We start from the raw sequence: 16,707 nt of genomic DNA, 5'->3' as shown, positions 1-16,707 counted from the left end.
CGCGAATCCGCGGCTATAGACGCCCTCCACAGCGTTCCCCGATAGCTCAGCGGTAGAGCTCTCGACTGTTAATCGAGCGGCCGTTGGTTCGAATCCAACTCGGGGAGCCACTCTCTCACATCCATATATAAGAGCCCGGATGATGGGTTAAGAGCAGGCACGCGCCTTTGCGCAGAGCCTGCGCAGCGTTCGTGCGGGCGCGGTAACGCTACCACTGTATGAAAATGCCGGCAGAGCACCGCGGACCGCAGTACGAATACTCGCAAGCTTATATCGGTGTGTAGCAGTGTTGCTGCCGTAATATCCATGTTGCGTCGGTCGCTTCCGTCGCTTTTGCTCGGCCATCTTCCGTACCCTGACCACGTCGCGGTCGTCCGGATACCTCTTCGAGGAAGCGGTTACATGACGCCGTTGTCCCAAGTGTCGGAAGTTTCACATTGATCGGACAAGGCGGTGAAGCTACAAGCCCGATGGTAGCGCTCATCAGAGCGCACCATTAAGGCTCGTCGTGCAGCGGCGGGATTAGGGGGGATGATGGAAGACCGGCTTCAACTCGCGCGCTCTGTTAACGTTCACCGGCGCTCACTTCGCGCCGGCGCCTCGCTCGCGGCGCTGCTCGCGCTCGGGCTGAGCGGCTCGGCGTGGGCGCAGGCCGAGGTGCAGCCGATCGCTCCCGACGCCAGCCAGGCCGCTGTTCCCGGGCAGGACCAGGGCGAGCCCGGCGCCAGTGACGCGGGCGATGTGGTGGTGACCGGCCGGCGCGCCGCGCTCCAGGCTGCCGACGACCGCAAGCGCCGCAGCGAGACCATCATCGACTCGGTCGTCGCCGACGACGCCGGCAAGCTGCCGGACAATTCGATCACCGAGGTGCTCCAGCGCGTCTCGGGCGTGTCGATCGTCCGCTTCGCCGCGCTCGGCGACCCCGATCACTATTCGGTGCAGGGCTCGGGCGTGCAGGTGCGCGGCCTGACCGGCGTCGCCTCGCGCCTCAACGGCCGCGAGATCTTCAGCGCCAACAACGGGCGTGCCATCCTGTGGAGCGACGTCACCCCCGAGCTGATGGCCGCGGTCGACGTCTACAAGGCGTCCACCGCCGATCTGATCGAGGGCGGCACCGGCGGTCAGATCGACCTGCGCACCAAGCTGCCGTTCGACTTCGACGGCGGCTTCCACGTCGCCGGTACCGGCGAGCTGGCGCTGGGCGACATGGCCAACAAGGCCGACCCGACCGGCTCGTTCCTCGTCACGAAGAGCTTCGACACGGGCATCGGCCGCATCGGCGTGCTCGCCGACCTCGCCTTCAGCCAGTTCAGCTCGCTGTCGCAGTTCCTCCGCACCAGCCCGTACTTCCTGACCAAGCTGAGCGACGGCACCGAGAAGTACGTGCCAAGCGGCTTCGCCTATGGCGACGAGGCGTTCCAGTACCGCCGCTACGGCATCTACGGCGCGGTGCAATGGGCGCCGAGCGACTCGCTGACCTTTACCGGCACCTTCTTCCAGTCGCGCTACAAGAGCCAGTCGAGCGACTACGGCACCCAGCTCGACTCGCAGACGCTGACGGTGAATCCGGCGACCAGCAGCTTCGACAGCGACGGCCTGCTGCTGTCGACCGACGCGCTCTACAACCGCAACACCGATACGTTCGCGCCCACCAACGCGGCGATCACCAGCAGCGGCAACAAGGGCTTCGTCCAGAGCAACACGGTGACGCGCGACTATTCGCTGTCGTTCGCCTATGCGCCCGACGGCGGCCCGCTCTCGATCAAGGGGGCGATCCAACGAGTCGACTCGCATCAGGTCTATGACCGGATCGACATCTTCCGCGAGGTCGGCTTCGGCAACAGCTATGGCATCGACCTGACCGGCGACCTGCCGCTGATCAGCGTCGGCGCCGACACCCGCACCGCCTTCGCCGATCCGTCGAACTATTTCTGGTCGGCATCGATGCCGCACAACGAGAACAACAAGGGCCGCCTCGACAGCGCCCAGGTCGACGCCGAATATACGTTCGACGACAGCTTCTTCCGGTCGGTAAAGGTCGGCGCGCGCGCGGCCGAGCGCAAGGAGCGTGACTTCGCCAACGGCTACAACTGGACCGCGCTGGGACGCGGCTGGAACGGCGACCCGCAGCTCACCTATGCCAACGCGGTGCCCGGCGACGTCGCGGTCCACACGTTCGATGATTTCTTCCGCGGTAACACGGCGCTGCCGGGCAACCTGATGTTCCCCACCCAGGCGCTGGCATCGCGCTACAACCGCGATCGCACCGGACTGGTCCAGTCACCGCCGGCGGGTTTTTGCCCGCCCGGGACCGAGTTCAACTGCTCGGCTTCTGGCCCGCTTCCCGTCGGCAGCGGTTACGGTGGCGCCTCGGGCATTCGCCCGGTCGGCTTCGTGCTGCCGGGCGACCAGGTCGACAACCGCACCCGCAACATCGCGGGCTATGCGCTGCTGCGCTTCGGGCCGCAGGACAATATGCCCGGCATCGCGGGCAACATCGGCCTGCGCGTCGTCAACATCCGCAACGAGGGTAGCGGCTACGTCCAGCAGAACGGCGGCACCGTCTATCTGCGCGACGGCGTGCCGCAGACGCTGGCGAACACCTTCGTACCGCGCGGCGGCGAGGCCGAGTTCACGCGCTTCCTGCCCTCGATCAACCTCGAGTTCTCGCCCAGCGCCAAGGTCAAGCTGCGCGGCAGCTACAATGTGACGCTCGACCTGCCGAGCTTCAACGCGCTGCGCTCCTCGGGATCGGTCGGCGTCGCGACGATCAGCAACCCGGGCGGGGCCGGGCTGACGCCACTGTTCGCCAACTTCACCGCGGACACGGGCAACCCGCTGCTCAAGCCGACGCTGTCGCACAATTTCGACATCTCGATGGAATATTATGCGCGCGCCGGCACGTCCTTCCACATCGCGCCCTTCTACAAGCGCCTGAAGAACCTGCCGATCTTCTCGATCACCGAGCGTCAGGTGAACGTGATCTTCACCGACGGCTCAAACGAGACCGTCACCGCGACCGCGTCGGACTATATCAACTCCAGCAAGGCCGCGACGGTGAAGGGCGTCGAGTTCGGCGGGCGCTTCTTCCTCGACATGCTGCCTGGCTTCCTCAGCGGCTTCGGCTTCGAGGGCAATTACACGTTCATCGACAGCAGTAATCCGGGCGACCTGTACCGCGACATCCGCGGCGCGATCCGCAACGACGCGCCGCTCGTCGGTCTGTCGAAGCACAATGCCAACGCCACGCTGCTGTACGAGCGCAACCCCTTCTCGCTTCGCGTCGCTTACTCGTGGCGTTCCAGGTACCTGTTGTCGACCAACAGCAACGGCACCAACGGCACCTACAATTACTATAGCGCGCCCGGCGTGCTGACCGATCTGGATGGCGGCGCCAACACCAGCACGCAGATCGCGCTGCCGATCTACGGCGGCAACTATGGTTCGCTCGACGCCGGCATCCGCTTCAAGGTGACGGACAATTTCTCCTTCGGCGTGCAGGGCACCAACCTCACCGCCTCGACCCAGCGGACGCTGATGGGCGGCTATCCCGGCGGCCGTCTCGTCGGTCGCAGCTGGTTCCAGTCGGACCGTCGCATCAGCACGGGCATCAACCTCTCGTTCTGATAGGAGGCGCTGCCCCGCCGAACCGCGGCGGGGCAGCGGGAGGACGGCCATGAGGAAGCGCGTGCTGATCGTCGGCGGGGGTACCGCCGGGTGGCTCACCGCCGGCTATCTCGCCAAGCGGCTCGGTGCCGACCTCGCCGACGGCGTGGCGATCACCCTGGTCGAGTCCAAGGACATCGGCGTGCTCGGCGTCGGCGAAGGCACCTTCCCGACGATCCGGCGCACGCTCGCCACGATCGGCGTCGACGAGGCGGAGCTCGTGCGTCGCTGCGGCGCCACCTTCAAACAGGGGGCGCGCTTCGTCCACTGGCAGCGCGCGCCGGGCACGCCCGGCCGCGATCATTACATGCACCCGTTCCAGGTCGCCGAGGCGCCGGGCGGGCTCGAGCTGCTGCCCTATTGGCTCAGCGGCGCCGCGGGCGACGCCGAGTGGGACGAGGTCTCCACCCCGCAGAAGGCCGCCGCCGACGCGGCGCGCGCGCCCAAGCTGCCGACCCACCCCGATTATGTCGGGCCGCTCAACTACGCCTTCCACTTCGACGCGGTCGCGCTCGCCGGGCTGCTGCGCGAGCGCGCGGTAGCGAACGGTGTCACCCACCTGATCGACACCGTCACGCATGTCGCGCTCGACGACACCGGCGCGATCGAGCGGGTCGAGACCGAGCGCCACGGCGCGCTCACCGCCGACCTCTACGTCGACTGCACCGGCTTCCGCGCCGAGCTGATCGGCAAGGCGATGGGCGTGGCGTTCCGCTCGTGCCGCGACGTGCTGTTCTGCGACCGCGCGCTCGCCGCGCAGCTGCCGTACGAGACGGCGGATGCGCCGATCGCCTCGCAGACCATCTCCACCGCGCAGGAAGCGGGCTGGATCTGGGACATCGGGCTCGATCGGCGCCGCGGCATCGGCCATGTCTACTCGTCCGATCACGGCGACGACGAGGCTGCCGAGCGCGCGCTGCGACGCTATCTCGGCCCGCGCGGCGAACAGGCGGAGGTGCGTCGGTTCCGCTTCGAGGCGGGCTTCCGCGAGGTCAATTGGCGGCGCAACTGCGTCGCTGTCGGGCTGTCGAGCGGCTTCTTCGAGCCGCTCGAGGCGACCGGCATCGCCTTCGCCGAGGTGTCCGCGGCGATGATTGCCAACCTCTTCCCGTGGAGCGGCGACCATGAGACCTCGGCGCGCCAGTTCAACGCCAATCTGCTGCGCCGATACGAGCGCGCGCTCGACTTCATCAAGCTGCATTATTGCCTGTCCGAGCGGCGCGACACCGACTTCTGGCGCGACAACGTCGCTGACTCGTCGAACACCGCCAGCCTGCTCGAGCTGCTCGACCGCTGGCGGCATCGCTGGCCCAACGAGCTCGACATCGACCCGCAGGTCGACATCTTCACCGAGGCCAGCTGGCAATATGTCCTCTACGGCATGGGCTGGCGCACCGACCTGAGCACGCGCGCCGGCGCGCTGCGCTACCGCGACGACGCGCGGCGTGCGTTCGGCGAGGTGCGGCGCCAGATCGGCGTCGCGCTCGCCAACCTGCCGGCGCACCGGGCCCTGGTGGCGGCGGCGCAGCGGCGCGGCTTCGGCAGCGCCGCCGCCTGAGCCGGTGCTAGAAGCGCACGCCCGCCGCGCGCATCGCCGCCTCGGCGACCTCGACGCTGCTGCCGCCCGGCGAGGGCATCGCGATCGCGCGCGTGTAGCGGGTGAGAACGAGCGCGTCGAAGCCGTCGCGTCGAGCGTCGAGGGCCGACCAGCTGACGCAGAAATCATAGGCGAGGCCGACGAGCACGCAGCGCCGCACGCCCATGTCGCGGAGATAGCCGGCGAGGCCGGTCGGGGTCACTTTGTCGTTCTCGTAAAACGCCGAGTAGGAGTCGACCGCCGGATTGGCACCCTTGCGCAGGATCAGCGCGGCACGCGCGACCGCGCCGGCGACGTCAGGGTGGAAGTCGGCACCCGCACTGCGCTGGACGCAATGGTCGGGCCATAGCACCTGTTCGCCGTACGGCATGCGCACGGTGTCGAAGGCGTGCCGGCCGGGATGACTGCTCGCGAAGGACGAGTGATCCGCCGGATGCCAGTCCTGCGTGACGACGACCTGGCGGAAGCGCTCGGCCAGAGCGGCGATCGGCGCCATGACCGAGTCGCCGTCGGCCACCGCGAGCCGTCCGCCGGGGCAGAAGTCGAGTTGCGGATCGATCACGATCAGCGCGTCCTCGGCGGTGTAGTCGTGTGTGTCTTCCACTTGCCGCTCCTTCGCGCTTTCGCCCTGAGGCTGGATGACCGAGCGTCTTCCTAACTGGACCCTGCCCTCCGGGGGAAGGTTGGGTAGGGGTGAGCTCGCGTGACGCCAGGCCGCTCTAGCCGTTCCCCCGCACCTGCTAAAACAGGCTCGCGTCCACTCCCCACACGCGGTCGGCACGTCCCGCCGCCCCCTTGAGGGGCGGAGCGTTTCCGTTCATCGCACGTTCCACTCGCCTCGGCTACACGACGCCAGTCGTGCCGCCCTGGTGCGATTGGAGTGACTCGCCATGTTGAAGAAATGGGGCCGCACCGCCGCTGTGGTGGCGCTGGCGGCCAGCACCACGTTGGTCGCGGCTTGCGCGACCGAGACCGCCTACCGCCCGGCGACCGGATCGGGCTTCTATCGCACCGGCTACAGCGACACTCGTATCGAGCCGAACCGCTTCCGCGTCACCTTCGCGGGCAACACCGTCACCGACCGCGACGTGGTCGAGCGCTACCTGCTGTTCCGCTCGGCCGAGCTGACGCTGCAGAACGGCTTTGATTACTTTGTGATGGCAGATCGCGACACCGATCGCCAGGCGCGCACCTACTCGACGCCGGGCTATGGCGGCTTCGGCCCCGGCTTCGGCGCATTCGGCGGCGGACTGTGGGGGCCGCGCTGGGGCTTTTACGGCCGCGGTTTCGGATATCGCGCCTGGGATCCGTTCTGGGGTGGCCCTTGGGGCGGCTTCGGCGGCGGTGCCGACATTCGCACCGTCGACCGCTACGAGGCCTCGGCCGAGATCGTGATGTTCAAGGGCTCGCCCGAGCCGGGCAACGTCCGCGCCTTCAACGCGCGCCAGGTGGTCGAGACGATCGGGCCGTCGATCAGGCTGCCCAAGGCGTCCTGATCGGACAATCGATGACGACTAGAGGGCCGCGACCGGCGAGGTCGCGGCCCTTCTCACGTCTGGAACCGTACGCCGAGCTCCTCGCCGCGTCCGCCTCAGTCGCGCAGCAGCTCGTTGATGCTCGTCTTGCTCCGCGTCTGCGCGTCGACTCGCTTGACGATCACGGCGCAGTAGAGCGCCGGCTTGCCGTCCCCGCCGCCGATCGAGCCGGGGACGACCACCGCATAGGGCGGGACTTCGCCGCGGAAGGTCTCGCCGGTCTCACGGTCGACGATCTTGGTCGAGGCGCCGAGATACACGCCCATCGACAGCACCGCGCCCTCGCCGACGCGCACGCCCTCCGCCACCTCGGCGCGCGCGCCGATGAAGGCGCCGTCGCCGATGATCACGGGGTCGGCCTGGAGCGGCTCGAGCACGCCGCCGATCCCCGCCCCGCCCGAGAGGTGGACGTTGCGCCCGATCTGCGCGCAGCTGCCGACCGTCGCCCAGGTGTCGACCATCGTCCCTTCGCCGACATAGGCGCCGATGTTGACGAAGCTGGGCATCAGGATCGCTCCCTTGCCGACGAAGGCGCCGCGCCGCACCACGCTGCCCGGCACGGCGCGGAAGCCGGCGGCGCGGAACTCGGCCTCGCTCCAGCCCGAGAACTTGCTGGGCACCTTGTCGTACCAATGACCGGCGCCCGGACCGTTGTCGATCAGCGCGTTGTCGTTGAGGCGGAAGCTCAGCAGCACCGCTTTCTTGAGCCATTGGTTGACGCGCCAGTCACCGGCACCGTCGGGCTCGGCGACGCGCGCCTGACCGGCGTCGAGCAGCGCCAGCGCACGATCGACGGCGGCGCGGATCTCGCCCGCCGTGGTGAGGCCCAGCTCGGCGCGCTGCTCCCAGGCGGCGTCGATCGTGGCGGCGAGGTCGGTCGTCATTGGTCCTCCAACAGGGTCTCGAGCCAGGCGGTGAGATCGGTGACGCGATAGTCGACGTAGGAGCGGTCGGTGTCGTGGTCCTGCTCGGAGCCGTTGTCGACCCACACCGTCGCCATGCCGATCGCCTTGGCGGGTCTGAGATTTCGCGCCATGTCCTCGACGAACAGGGCACGCGCGGGATCGATGCCGAAGGCGTCGCACAGCCCCTGATAGGCGGCTGGCGCTGGCTTGGGCACGAGGTTCATCGCGGTGATGTCGTGCACCGCCTCGAAGCTGGCGCCGAGCCCGAGCCGGTCGAGCACCTTGAGTGCATAAGGCTTGTCGCCGTTGGTGAAGACCAGTTTGCGCCCGGGCAGCCGCGCCAGCGCCGCAGCGAGCGGGGCGTTCTCCTCCAGCGCGTCCATCTCGATGTCGTGGACATACGAGAGGAACGCGGCGGGATCGATCTCATGGTTCGCCATCAGCCCGGCCAGCGTGGTGCCGTGGCCGAGAAAATAGTCCTTCTGCACCCGCCGCGCCTCGACCGGATCGAGCCCGAGCAGGTCGCCGACGAAGGCGGTCATGCGCCGGTCGATCAGCGCGAACAAGTCGGCACTCGCCGGATAGAGCGTGTTGTCGAGATCGAAGATCCAGGTGTCGATGTGCGCGAGCGCTGGCAGCATGGCGCGGGGCTGTAGTGGCTTTGCCGCGGCGCGTCATCCCTTACCCGGTGCTCGGGGAGGCAGGGTTTTCACTCCGACAGTCCGAGCGCCATCTTTTATTCCGCCGTCATCCCGGACTCGTTCCGGGATCCACTCGTTCGCGAGAGCAACGCGACTGGAGTTCGCGGCACCGTGGATCCCGACCTTCGCCGGGATGACGGAAGGGGGGAGGTAGCGGCTCGCGATGAAGGCGTGGCGAGGACGGTGGTTCACGAACTTGTAGCGACGGAGTCGACCGTAACCCCGGGCGCCAACCCCGCCCAAGCCACGCTTCGCCTGCACCAAGCCACATTCGTCTGGCGAAGCGCCACGCGCCTCCCCACCTCTCACCCATGACGCTCTTCTCGCTCCTCGATCTCGTCCCCGTCACCGAGTCCGGCTCGGTCGCGGAGTCGCTCCGCAACGCCGCCGATCTCGCGCGCCACGCCGAGGCGCTCGGCTACAACCGCTATTGGGTCGCCGAGCACCACGGCATGACCGGCATCGCCTCCGCGGCGACCGCGGTGGTGATTGCGCATGTCGGCCAGGCGACCAGCACGATCCGCGTCGGCGCGGGCGGGATCATGCTGCCCAATTCGGCGCCACTCCAGATCGCCGAGCAGTTCGGCACGCTCGACGCGCTCTTCCCCGGGCGCATCGACCTCGGCCTCGGCCGCGCGCCCGGCTCGGACCAACGCGTCGCGCACGCGCTGCGCCGTAACCTCAGCAGCGACGCCAACGAGTTCCCGCGCGACGTCGTCGAGCTGCAGAGCTATTTCGCCGACGACGGCCGCACCGGCATCACCGCCACTCCTGGGGCCGGCGCGAAACCGCAGATGTGGATCCTGGGTTCCAGCCTGTTCGGCGCGCAGCTCGCCGCGATGCTGGGCCTGCCCTACGCCTTCGCCTCGCATTTCGCGCCCGACGCGCTCGACCAGGCGCTGGCGATCTACCGCCGCGACTTCCGCCCGTCCGCGGCGCTGGAGCGTCCCTATGCCATGGCGGGCTTCAACGTCTTCGCCGCCGACACGCACGAGGAGGCCGAGCTGATCGCCAGCTCGCAGCAGCAGCAGTTCGTCGCGCTGCGCACCGGCAATCCCGGCCGGATGAAGCCGCCGGTGCCGGGCTACCGCGCCTCGCTGCCGCCTCAGCATGCCGCGATCCTCGATCATGCGCTGTCGGCGAGCGCGATCGGCACGCGCGACGAGGCTGCGCGCGGCATCCACGCCTTCGTCGCGCGCACCGGGGTGGACGAGCTGATGATCACCAGCGCGGTCTACGACCATCAGGCGCGCCGCCGCTCGATCGCCTTGGCGGCGGACGCGTTGCAGGAGCTCAAGCTCGCGGCGTAATTCGCCGGCTCGGCCGCTATTCCCACCCTTGCCCCGCCATCATCGCGCCGCTAACCGCACGCGATGGCGCGCGTCGGCATCATCATGGGATCCACCTCCGACTGGGAGACGATGCGCCACGCGAGCGAGACGCTCGACGCGCTCGGCGTCGCGCACGAGACCAAGGTGGTCTCGGCGCATCGCACGCCGCAGCGGCTCTACGACTACGCCAGCGGCGCCGCCGAACGCGGCCTCCAGGTGATCGTAGCGGGCGCCGGCGGCGCGGCGCATCTGCCCGGCATGGCGGCCTCGATGACGCATCTGCCGGTGCTCGGCGTGCCGGTCGAGTCCAAGGCGCTCAAGGGCATGGATAGCCTGCTCTCGATCGTGCAGATGCCCGGCGGCATACCGGTCGGCACGCTGGCGATCGGCAAGGCAGGCGCGATCAACGCCGGCCTGCTCGCCGCCTCGATCCTGGCGCTCGGCGACGAGGCGCTATCCAGTCGCCTTCAGGCCTGGCGCGAGCGGCAGACCGACTCGGTCGCGGTCGACCCGGCATGAGCGTCTGGCCGATACCGCCCGGCAGCACGATCGGCATCCTTGGCGGCGGCCAGCTCGGGCGCATGATCGCCAGCGCCGCGGCAGATCTCGGCTATCGCACCCACGTGCTCGCGCCCGATCGCGAGAGCGTCGCGGCGCAGACCGCCTCGTCGCTAACCCGCGCAGACTATCACAACAAGGTCGTGCTCGCCGACTTCGCCGCGCAGGTCGACGTCGTCACCTATGAGTTCGAGAATGTCGCCGCGGGCCCGGTCGAATGGCTGGCCGAGCGCGTCCCCGTCTATCCCGGGCCGAAGAGCCTCGCGGTGGCGCAGGACCGGGTGAAGGAGAAGAGCTTCGTCGAGCAGGTCGGCGGCCGCCCCGCGCGCTGGCAGGCGGTGACCTCGCGCGAGGAGCTCGACGCCGCGATCACCGTGATCGGCTGCCCCGCGGTGCTCAAGACGACGCGCTTCGGCTATGACGGCAAGGGCCAGGCGCGGCTCGCCTCCCCCGCCGACGCAGACACGGCCTGGGAGACGATCGGCGGGCCGGCGGTGCTCGAGGCCTTCGTCGAGTTCAGCTACGAATTCTCGATCGTGCTGGTGCGCGGCCGCGATGGCGCGATGACGAGCTACCCGCCACCGTGGAACGAGCATCGCGACGGCATCCTCCATCGCTCCACCCTCCCCGCCCCGCCCGAGATCGCGCGGCAATGGACCGAGGCGGCGGCGCTGACCGGGCGCATCGCCGACGCGCTCGACCATGTCGGCGTGCTCACCTGCGAGTATTTCGCGAGCGCCGAGGGCCCCGTGTTCAACGAGATGGCGCCGCGCGTCCACAACAGCGGCCACTGGACGATCGAGGGCGCGACGACGTCGCAGTTCGCCAACCACGTCCGTGCGATCTGCGGCCTGCCGCTGGGCGACACCGCGCTGACCGCGGCGCAGGTGGCGATGGAAAATCTGATCGGCGACGAGTGGGAGCGCTGGCCCGAGATCGTCGCCGAGCCGGGCGCCTACCTCCACCTCTACGGCAAGCGCGAGAGCCGCGCCGGGCGCAAGATGGGGCATGTCACGCGCGTGACGCGCTGAGGCGGCTTTTCCGCCTCAGTAGAGATCCTTCCGCACCGCCTCCTGATAGTCGGCGTCGAGCCGCGCGGCATCGGCGGCTGACCCGCCGCTGAGCGTCGCCTTCATCGCGCCGATCGATGGGACGGCGTCGCGCGCGAGCCGTGCCTCCGGTGCCCAGAGCCGCGCCCGGTTGATCGCCTTTCCGCAGTGGAACAGCACCTGCTCGACCGCCACCACCACGGCGGTCTTGGGCCGCTTGTCGCTCTCGCTCAGTTACTCGAGCAGGACGGCGTCGTCGCTGATGCGACCGCGTCCATTGATGCGCAGAAAGACGTCGAGGCCGGGGAAGAGAAAGAGCAGCGCCAGCCGATCATCCTCGACAAGATTGCGCAGCGTTTCGATGCGATTGTTGCCGGGCCAGTCGGCGAAGGAGACATGCGCCGGATCCAGCACGCGGACGAAGCCCGGTGGGCCGCCGCGCGGCGACACGTCGAGCCCCTCGTCGCGCCCGCTGGCGAGGCAGAGGAAGCTAGCCTGTTTGAGATACGCCTCGTGACAATCGATCAGCCGCGGCAGCACCGCGCGCTGGATCGACTCGGCCGGCGGCGGATAGAGACGGTCGAGGTCGGCGGCGGTGAGATCAGGCATCGACGTTCCCGATTGTGTAGCGGACGCTAGCCCGCGGCTCGCCGCGATCCAATCAAGCGATGACCCATATCGGCGTACGCGCTGCCGCCGCCGCGACGATCCTCGCGGAGCAAAGCCGCCCGCGGCGGGTTGCACCGGCGTAACGATCCCCGAGGTTTACCGAATGACGATCCCGCGGCGCCGTGTCGAGAACGGCGGCTTGCTCCTGTTCCTGCTGCTCATCAGCGTCGCACTGGTGGCGGTGGTGTCGAGCTTCCTCGGCGCCCTGCTCTGGGCCGCGCTGGCGGCACTGCTGTTCCAGCCGCTCTACCAGCGGCTGCTGCGGCGCTGGCCAGACCGGCGCAACATGGTCGCGGCGGTGACGCTGCTGATCATCACCGTCGCGGTGGTGATCCCCGCGCTGATCGTCGGCAGCCTCGTCGTCGACCAGGCGGCGGGCGTCTACACCCAAATTCGCGGCGGCCAGATCAATTTTGCGACCTACTTCCAGCAGGTGCACGACGCGCTCCCGCGCCGGCTGCAGGGCATGCTCGACAATTCGGGCTTCAACAGCTTCGAGCGCGCGCAGGCGCAGCTCAGTGCGGCGGTGAGCAACAGCGCGAGCACGCTGACGCGCCGCGCGCTGTCGATCGGCGCCAACGCTGCCGCCTTCCTGCTGGCGTTCGGCGTTGGCCTCTACGTCACCTTCTTCCTGCTGCGCGACGGCGACCGGATCGGCCCAGCGGTGGTGCGCGCACTGCCGCTCGAGCCGGCCGTGGCGGGCCAGCTCGCGGACAAGTTCGTCGCGGTGGTGCGCGCCACGATCAAGGGGTCCGGCGTGGTCGCGATCGTGCAGGGTGCGCTCGGCGCGGTGACCTTCTGGATCGTCGGGCTGCCCGCGGCGCTGCTCTGGGGCATCCTGATGGCGATCGCCGCGCTGCTGCCGGCGGTGGGGCCGGCGATCATCTGGGCGCCGGTCGCGCTCTACCTCTTCGCCACCGGCGCGATCTGGCAGGCGGTGGTGGTGATCCTGTCGGGCGTGCTGGTGATCGGCCTCGCCGACAATATCCTGCGTCCGATCCTGGTGGGCCGCGACACCGGCATCCCCGACTGGCTCGTGCTGGTGACGACGCTGGGCGGGATCGATCTGGTCGGGCTCAGCGGCATCGTGGTCGGCCCGCTGGTCGGCGCCTTGTTCATCACCGGCTGGCAGGTGCTCACCGAGCAGCGCGTGGCGCCGGATACTCCCTCCCCCTCAGGGGAGGGTTGGGGTGGGGCGTCGCCGTCTCACCGAGACCGGCGCGCGTGAAACGCCATGCCCGCTCCGGCATTTAAGGACCCTACGGCGAAAACACCGTGATCCCGGCCTTGCGCCGGGATCCATGCCGCCGCAGGTGCAACGATCGCCGTGCACGCGACACGATGGATCCCGGGTAAAGCCCGGGATGACGGTTCGATTTGTTAAGGCCTTCCTTTAGCGGAAGGGCTCACCTCACCCCACCCGCGTGCCCGACAGCGGGAAGCTGCCGAAGGCGCCCGCGCCGACGCTGCCGGTGATCGTGTCGCCGTCGACCGTCGCGGAGATGTCGAGCGTCATCGGCATCGGCGAGGTCATCTGCTGCTTCCACGCCAGCGTATCGCCGTTGACCGAACCCTGCACGTCCGACGCGCCCATCGCGCCCGAGGCCTGGCCGGTGAAGCTGTCGCCCTGCGACGTCACCGTCAGCGTCAGCTTCTGGTCGCCCAGCGGCGACTTCACGGTGCAATCGTAGGTTCCGTCGACTCCGGCCATCACGCTCTCCTCACTTCGTAGCGGCGGCAGGCGTTGCCGCGGGCGGCGTGCCCGCGACCGCGGATGCCGCCATGACCTCCACCGGCAACCCCAAGGAGTCAAGCTGCGGCTTCACCTTGGCCGCCTCGCCCACGACCACCCAGACGAAGCGCGACGGGTCGATCGCGGCCTTGGTCGCAGCGGTCACCTGCGGCAGCGTCAGCGCACGGTACTTCTGCGGGAGCGTCGCGTAATAATCGTCGGGCCGGCGATACAGGTCGTTCGACTGCATCGCGTCGAGCACGTTGTCCGACGTCTCGAACTCGCCCGAGAGCGAGCGCGTGCCGCCGTTGATCGCGCGCTCGAACTCGGCCTGCGTCATCGGCTGCGACGTCAGATAGTGCGCGATGTCGCCGCGCAGCGCCGCGATCGCCGGGCCCGTCTGGTCGGCCTGCACCGGCGCCGAGACGACATAGGGCGCGGCGAAGGCGTTGCGGCTGAAGTTGCCGCCGACGCCGTAGGACCAATGCTTGCTCTCGCGCAGGTCCATGTTGAGCCGGCCGAGGAAGCTGCCGCCGAGCGCGTCGTTGCCGACCTCGACCGGCAGCAGCTCGTCGGTGCCCTTGAGCCCGGTCTGCACGCCGCCCGCGATCAGCGACTGCGGGCTGTCTGGGCGATCGATCACGACGATGCGCGGGCTGACCGAGGTGACGCGCGCCGGGAAGGTCTTGGTGCCCGCGGCGCCGTCGGCGCGCCAGTCCCCGAACCGCGCCTCCATCACGCGCTGCACCTCGGCGAGCGGGCGATCCGAGACGACGAAGATCTTCGCCTTGTCGGGACGCAGCCAGGCCTGGCGAAAGGCGAGCAGGTCGGCGCGGGTGAGCGACGCGACCGCCGCGGGATCGCCCGAGCCCTGCGCCTTGGCATAAGGCGAGCCCGGCGATACCAGCTTGGGCAGCACGCGCCGCGCCAGTCCGTTGGGGCTGGTCAGCTCCTGCGCGATCGCGGTGAGCTGCTGCGTCTTGACGCGCCCCAGCTCGGCCTCGGCGAAGGAGGGCTCGCGCGCGATGCTCGCCCACAGCGCGGCGCCCGCGTCGAGGTTGGCGCTCGGCACGCGCAGCCCGAGCGACGTGCGGTCGGCGCTGCTGCCGCTCGAGATCGACGCGCCGAGCCGCTCGCGCGCCTCCGCGATCTGGATCGAGTCGAGCGCGCGCGTGCCCTCGTCCATCATCGCCAGCGTCAGCTGCTGCGTGCCGAGCTTGTCGGCGACGTCCGCGGCCACGCCCGCGTCGAAGCTGAGCACCGCCTGGGTGACCGGCACCGCGGTACGCTGCGCGTAGACCAGCTCGATACCGTTCGACAGTCGCGCGCGCTCCACCCTGGGGAAGCTGAGCGCGCCGATCGGGCCGACGTCGGGGAGCGGCCCGCGCGTGCCCTTGGGCGGCTGCTCGGGCGCCTCCTTGACCGGCGCGGGCGGCGGCACCTTGCTCTCGGCATAAGCGTCGCGCTGGCCGTTGACGATCTGGAGCGAATAGGCCGGGCGCGTGAGCCACTTGGCCGCGGCGGCGCGGACGCTCGCGGGAGTCTGCGCGGCGAGCGCGGCGAGCTGCTTCTTGTAGAAGCCGGGATCGTCCGAATAGAGCGCGCCCTCGGCCAGCGCCACCGCCTTGCCGCCGAACCCGCCGACCGCCTCGAGCCCGCCGATCCGCGACGACACCGTGCTGGTGACGTAGCGCGCGACCTCGTCCGCGCTGGGGCCGGTCTTGATGAAGTCGGCGACGAGCTGGTCCATCCGCGCCTGCACCTGCGCCGCGTCGACGCCGGGCCGGACCATGGCGATCAGCTGGAAGGTGCCGACCTGCGCGAAGCTCTCATATTCCGCCGACGCCTGCACCGCGAGCTTCTCGCCCTTGACCAGCACATTGTCGAAGCGCGAGCTCGCCAGCCCGCCGAGCACGCCGGCGGCGACCTCCAGCGCGGGCGCGTCGCGGTCGTTGAGGCCGGGAACCGCCCATTCCTTCATCACCAGCGTGGCGGCGACGCGGTCCTTCATGATCTCACTCGCCTTGCCCGGCAGCGACGAGGGCACCGGCGCGGGCGGCGCGACGCTCTTCGGCCCCGCCGCAATCGCGCCGAAATATTTCTCCACCTTGGCGCGCGCGGTGGCGAGGTCGACGTCGCCGGCGAGCACCAGCACCGCATTGTTCGGGCCGTAATGGCTGCGGAACCACTCCTTGACGTCGGCGAGGCTGGCGGCGTCAAGGTCGGCCATCGAGCCGATGGTGGTGTGGCCGTACGGGTGGCTCGCCGGGAACAGCCCCTCGGTCGCCTTGTAGCGTAGCAGGCCATAGGGTTGGTTGTCGCCCTGGCGCTTCTCGTTCTGGACGACGCCGCGCTGCTCGTCGAGCACGCTTTGGGTGATCGCGCCGGTGAGATAGCCCATCCGGTCCGACTCGAGGAACAGCGCGCGGTCGAGCGCGGCGGTCGGCACCGTCTCGAAGTAATTGGTGCGGTCGAAATAGGTGGTGCCGTTGAAGTCGGTCGCGCCGACCTGCTGGAGCGGCTCGAAGAAGTCGCCGGGGGCATTCTCGCTGCCGTTGAACATCAGATGCTCGAACAGATGCGCGAAGCCGGTCTTGCCCTGCGGCTCGTGCTTCGAGCCGACGTCATACCAGACGCTGACCGCGACGATCGGCGCCTTGCGATCGGTGTGGACGATCACGCGCAGCCCGTTCTTGAGCGTGAACTGCTGGTAGGGAATGTCGATCGCCTTGACGAGCTCGGACACGGGGGCCGCGGCGGGCAGTGGCGCGGCAGAGCGGACGGCGGGCGCCTGGGCGTGAGCGGGAGCAGAGAGGACCGCCAGCGCCGCGCCGGCCGCCAGGAACGCACGATAGGTCAACGGATGATGCTCCCGCGGGATGGTGACGGCGGCGACCATAGCGGGCCGGCGACCGCCCGCAAGCGTCGCGCCCAGCAACAGGGAGATACAATTATTGACTGCAC

The 16,707-nt window shown here is 69.2% G+C and carries 14 protein-coding genes and 1 tRNA gene; 8 read left to right on the top strand and 7 right to left on the bottom strand.

Annotated elements, in window-relative coordinates; translation table 11 throughout:
* Positions 1-35 precede the first annotated feature (35 nt).
* The 3 genes from FHY02_RS18850 to FHY02_RS18840 all read left to right on the top strand — a co-directional run bounded on the left by FHY02_RS18850 (position 36) and on the right by FHY02_RS18840 (position 5,224).
* Positions 36-110 (top strand) — tRNA-Asn (locus FHY02_RS18850).
* A 424-nt stretch (positions 111-534) separates the two neighbouring features.
* Positions 535-3,627 carry a TonB-dependent receptor gene (locus tag FHY02_RS18845; protein ID WP_183925130.1) on the top strand — a complete coding sequence of 1,031 codons (3,093 nt, stop codon included), beginning with the start codon at positions 535-537 and terminating at the stop codon, positions 3,625-3,627.
* A gap of 49 nt (positions 3,628-3,676) precedes the next feature.
* Positions 3,677-5,224 (top strand): tryptophan halogenase family protein, encoded by a 1,548-nt coding sequence (locus FHY02_RS18840; RefSeq protein ID WP_183925128.1) that lies wholly within the window; start codon positions 3,677-3,679, stop codon positions 5,222-5,224.
* A gap of 7 nt (positions 5,225-5,231) precedes the next feature.
* On the opposite strand, the gene FHY02_RS18835 is transcribed toward FHY02_RS18840, so the two are convergent.
* Positions 5,232-5,867, bottom strand: a complete 636-nt coding sequence (locus tag FHY02_RS18835; protein WP_183925126.1) for a nicotinamidase — start codon at positions 5,865-5,867, stop codon at positions 5,232-5,234.
* A 286-nt stretch (positions 5,868-6,153) separates the two neighbouring features.
* Here FHY02_RS18835 and FHY02_RS18830 point away from each other — a divergent pair, with 286 nt between their 5' ends.
* Positions 6,154-6,759, top strand: coding sequence for a CC0125/CC1285 family lipoprotein (locus FHY02_RS18830; RefSeq protein ID WP_183925124.1), 606 nt, complete (start codon positions 6,154-6,156; stop codon positions 6,757-6,759).
* 95 nt (positions 6,760-6,854) lie between these two features.
* Here FHY02_RS18830 and dapD read toward each other — a convergent pair whose 3' ends face one another.
* Positions 6,855-7,682: a 2,3,4,5-tetrahydropyridine-2,6-dicarboxylate N-succinyltransferase gene (dapD, locus tag FHY02_RS18825; RefSeq protein ID WP_183925122.1), complete on the bottom strand. Its 828-nt coding sequence runs from the start codon at positions 7,680-7,682 to the stop codon at positions 6,855-6,857.
* Positions 7,679-8,344 carry a pyrimidine 5'-nucleotidase gene (locus FHY02_RS18820; RefSeq protein ID WP_183925120.1) on the bottom strand — a complete coding sequence of 222 codons (666 nt, stop codon included), beginning with the start codon at positions 8,342-8,344 and terminating at the stop codon, positions 7,679-7,681. Before FHY02_RS18820 ends, dapD begins: the two co-directional genes overlap by 4 nt.
* Before the next feature lie 371 nt (positions 8,345-8,715).
* Between FHY02_RS18820 and FHY02_RS18815 the strand changes: the two genes are divergently transcribed.
* The 3 genes from FHY02_RS18815 (at position 8,716) to FHY02_RS18805 (ending at position 11,324) form a co-directional block, all read left to right on the top strand.
* Entirely contained in the window at positions 8,716-9,714 is a 999-nt protein-coding gene (locus FHY02_RS18815) for an LLM class flavin-dependent oxidoreductase (protein ID WP_183925118.1), read from the top strand.
* Positions 9,715-9,777: 63 nt separating this feature from the next.
* Positions 9,778-10,254: a 5-(carboxyamino)imidazole ribonucleotide mutase gene (gene purE / locus FHY02_RS18810; RefSeq protein WP_183925116.1), complete on the top strand. Its 477-nt coding sequence runs from the start codon at positions 9,778-9,780 to the stop codon at positions 10,252-10,254.
* On the top strand, positions 10,251-11,324 hold the full coding sequence (locus FHY02_RS18805) for a 5-(carboxyamino)imidazole ribonucleotide synthase (RefSeq protein WP_183925114.1): 1,074 nt from the start codon (positions 10,251-10,253) through the stop codon (positions 11,322-11,324). Before purE ends, FHY02_RS18805 begins: the two co-directional genes overlap by 4 nt.
* Before the next feature lie 15 nt (positions 11,325-11,339).
* Here FHY02_RS18805 and FHY02_RS22730 read toward each other — a convergent pair whose 3' ends face one another.
* Together FHY02_RS22730 and FHY02_RS22725 are read right to left on the bottom strand one after the other, a co-directional pair.
* On the bottom strand, positions 11,340-11,537 hold the full coding sequence (locus tag FHY02_RS22730) for a hypothetical protein (protein WP_221190270.1): 198 nt from the start codon (positions 11,535-11,537) through the stop codon (positions 11,340-11,342).
* A 39-nt stretch (positions 11,538-11,576) separates the two neighbouring features.
* A complete protein-coding gene (locus tag FHY02_RS22725) occupies positions 11,577-11,951 on the bottom strand; it encodes a pyridoxamine 5'-phosphate oxidase family protein (RefSeq protein ID WP_221198732.1) in 375 nt (124 codons plus the stop codon).
* A gap of 163 nt (positions 11,952-12,114) precedes the next feature.
* Here FHY02_RS22725 and FHY02_RS18795 point away from each other — a divergent pair, with 163 nt between their 5' ends.
* Entirely contained in the window at positions 12,115-13,239 is a 1,125-nt protein-coding gene (locus tag FHY02_RS18795) for an AI-2E family transporter (protein WP_183925112.1), read from the top strand.
* A gap of 183 nt (positions 13,240-13,422) precedes the next feature.
* On the opposite strand, the gene FHY02_RS18790 is transcribed toward FHY02_RS18795, so the two are convergent.
* Positions 13,423-13,722 carry a hypothetical protein gene (locus FHY02_RS18790; protein ID WP_132910109.1) on the bottom strand — a complete coding sequence of 100 codons (300 nt, stop codon included), beginning with the start codon at positions 13,720-13,722 and terminating at the stop codon, positions 13,423-13,425.
* Positions 13,723-13,732: 10 nt separating this feature from the next.
* Entirely contained in the window at positions 13,733-16,603 is a 2,871-nt protein-coding gene (locus FHY02_RS18785; protein WP_183925110.1) for a pitrilysin family protein, read from the bottom strand.
* Between the last annotated feature and the right edge of the window lie 104 nt (positions 16,604-16,707).

It is taken from the genome of Sphingomonas sp. BK069 (genome assembly GCF_014193405.1).
Classification (GTDB): Bacteria; Pseudomonadota; Alphaproteobacteria; order Sphingomonadales; family Sphingomonadaceae; genus Sphingomonas.
The sequence above is the reverse complement of the archived record's forward strand: the minus strand, read 5'-3'. Positions and strand labels throughout refer to the sequence as shown.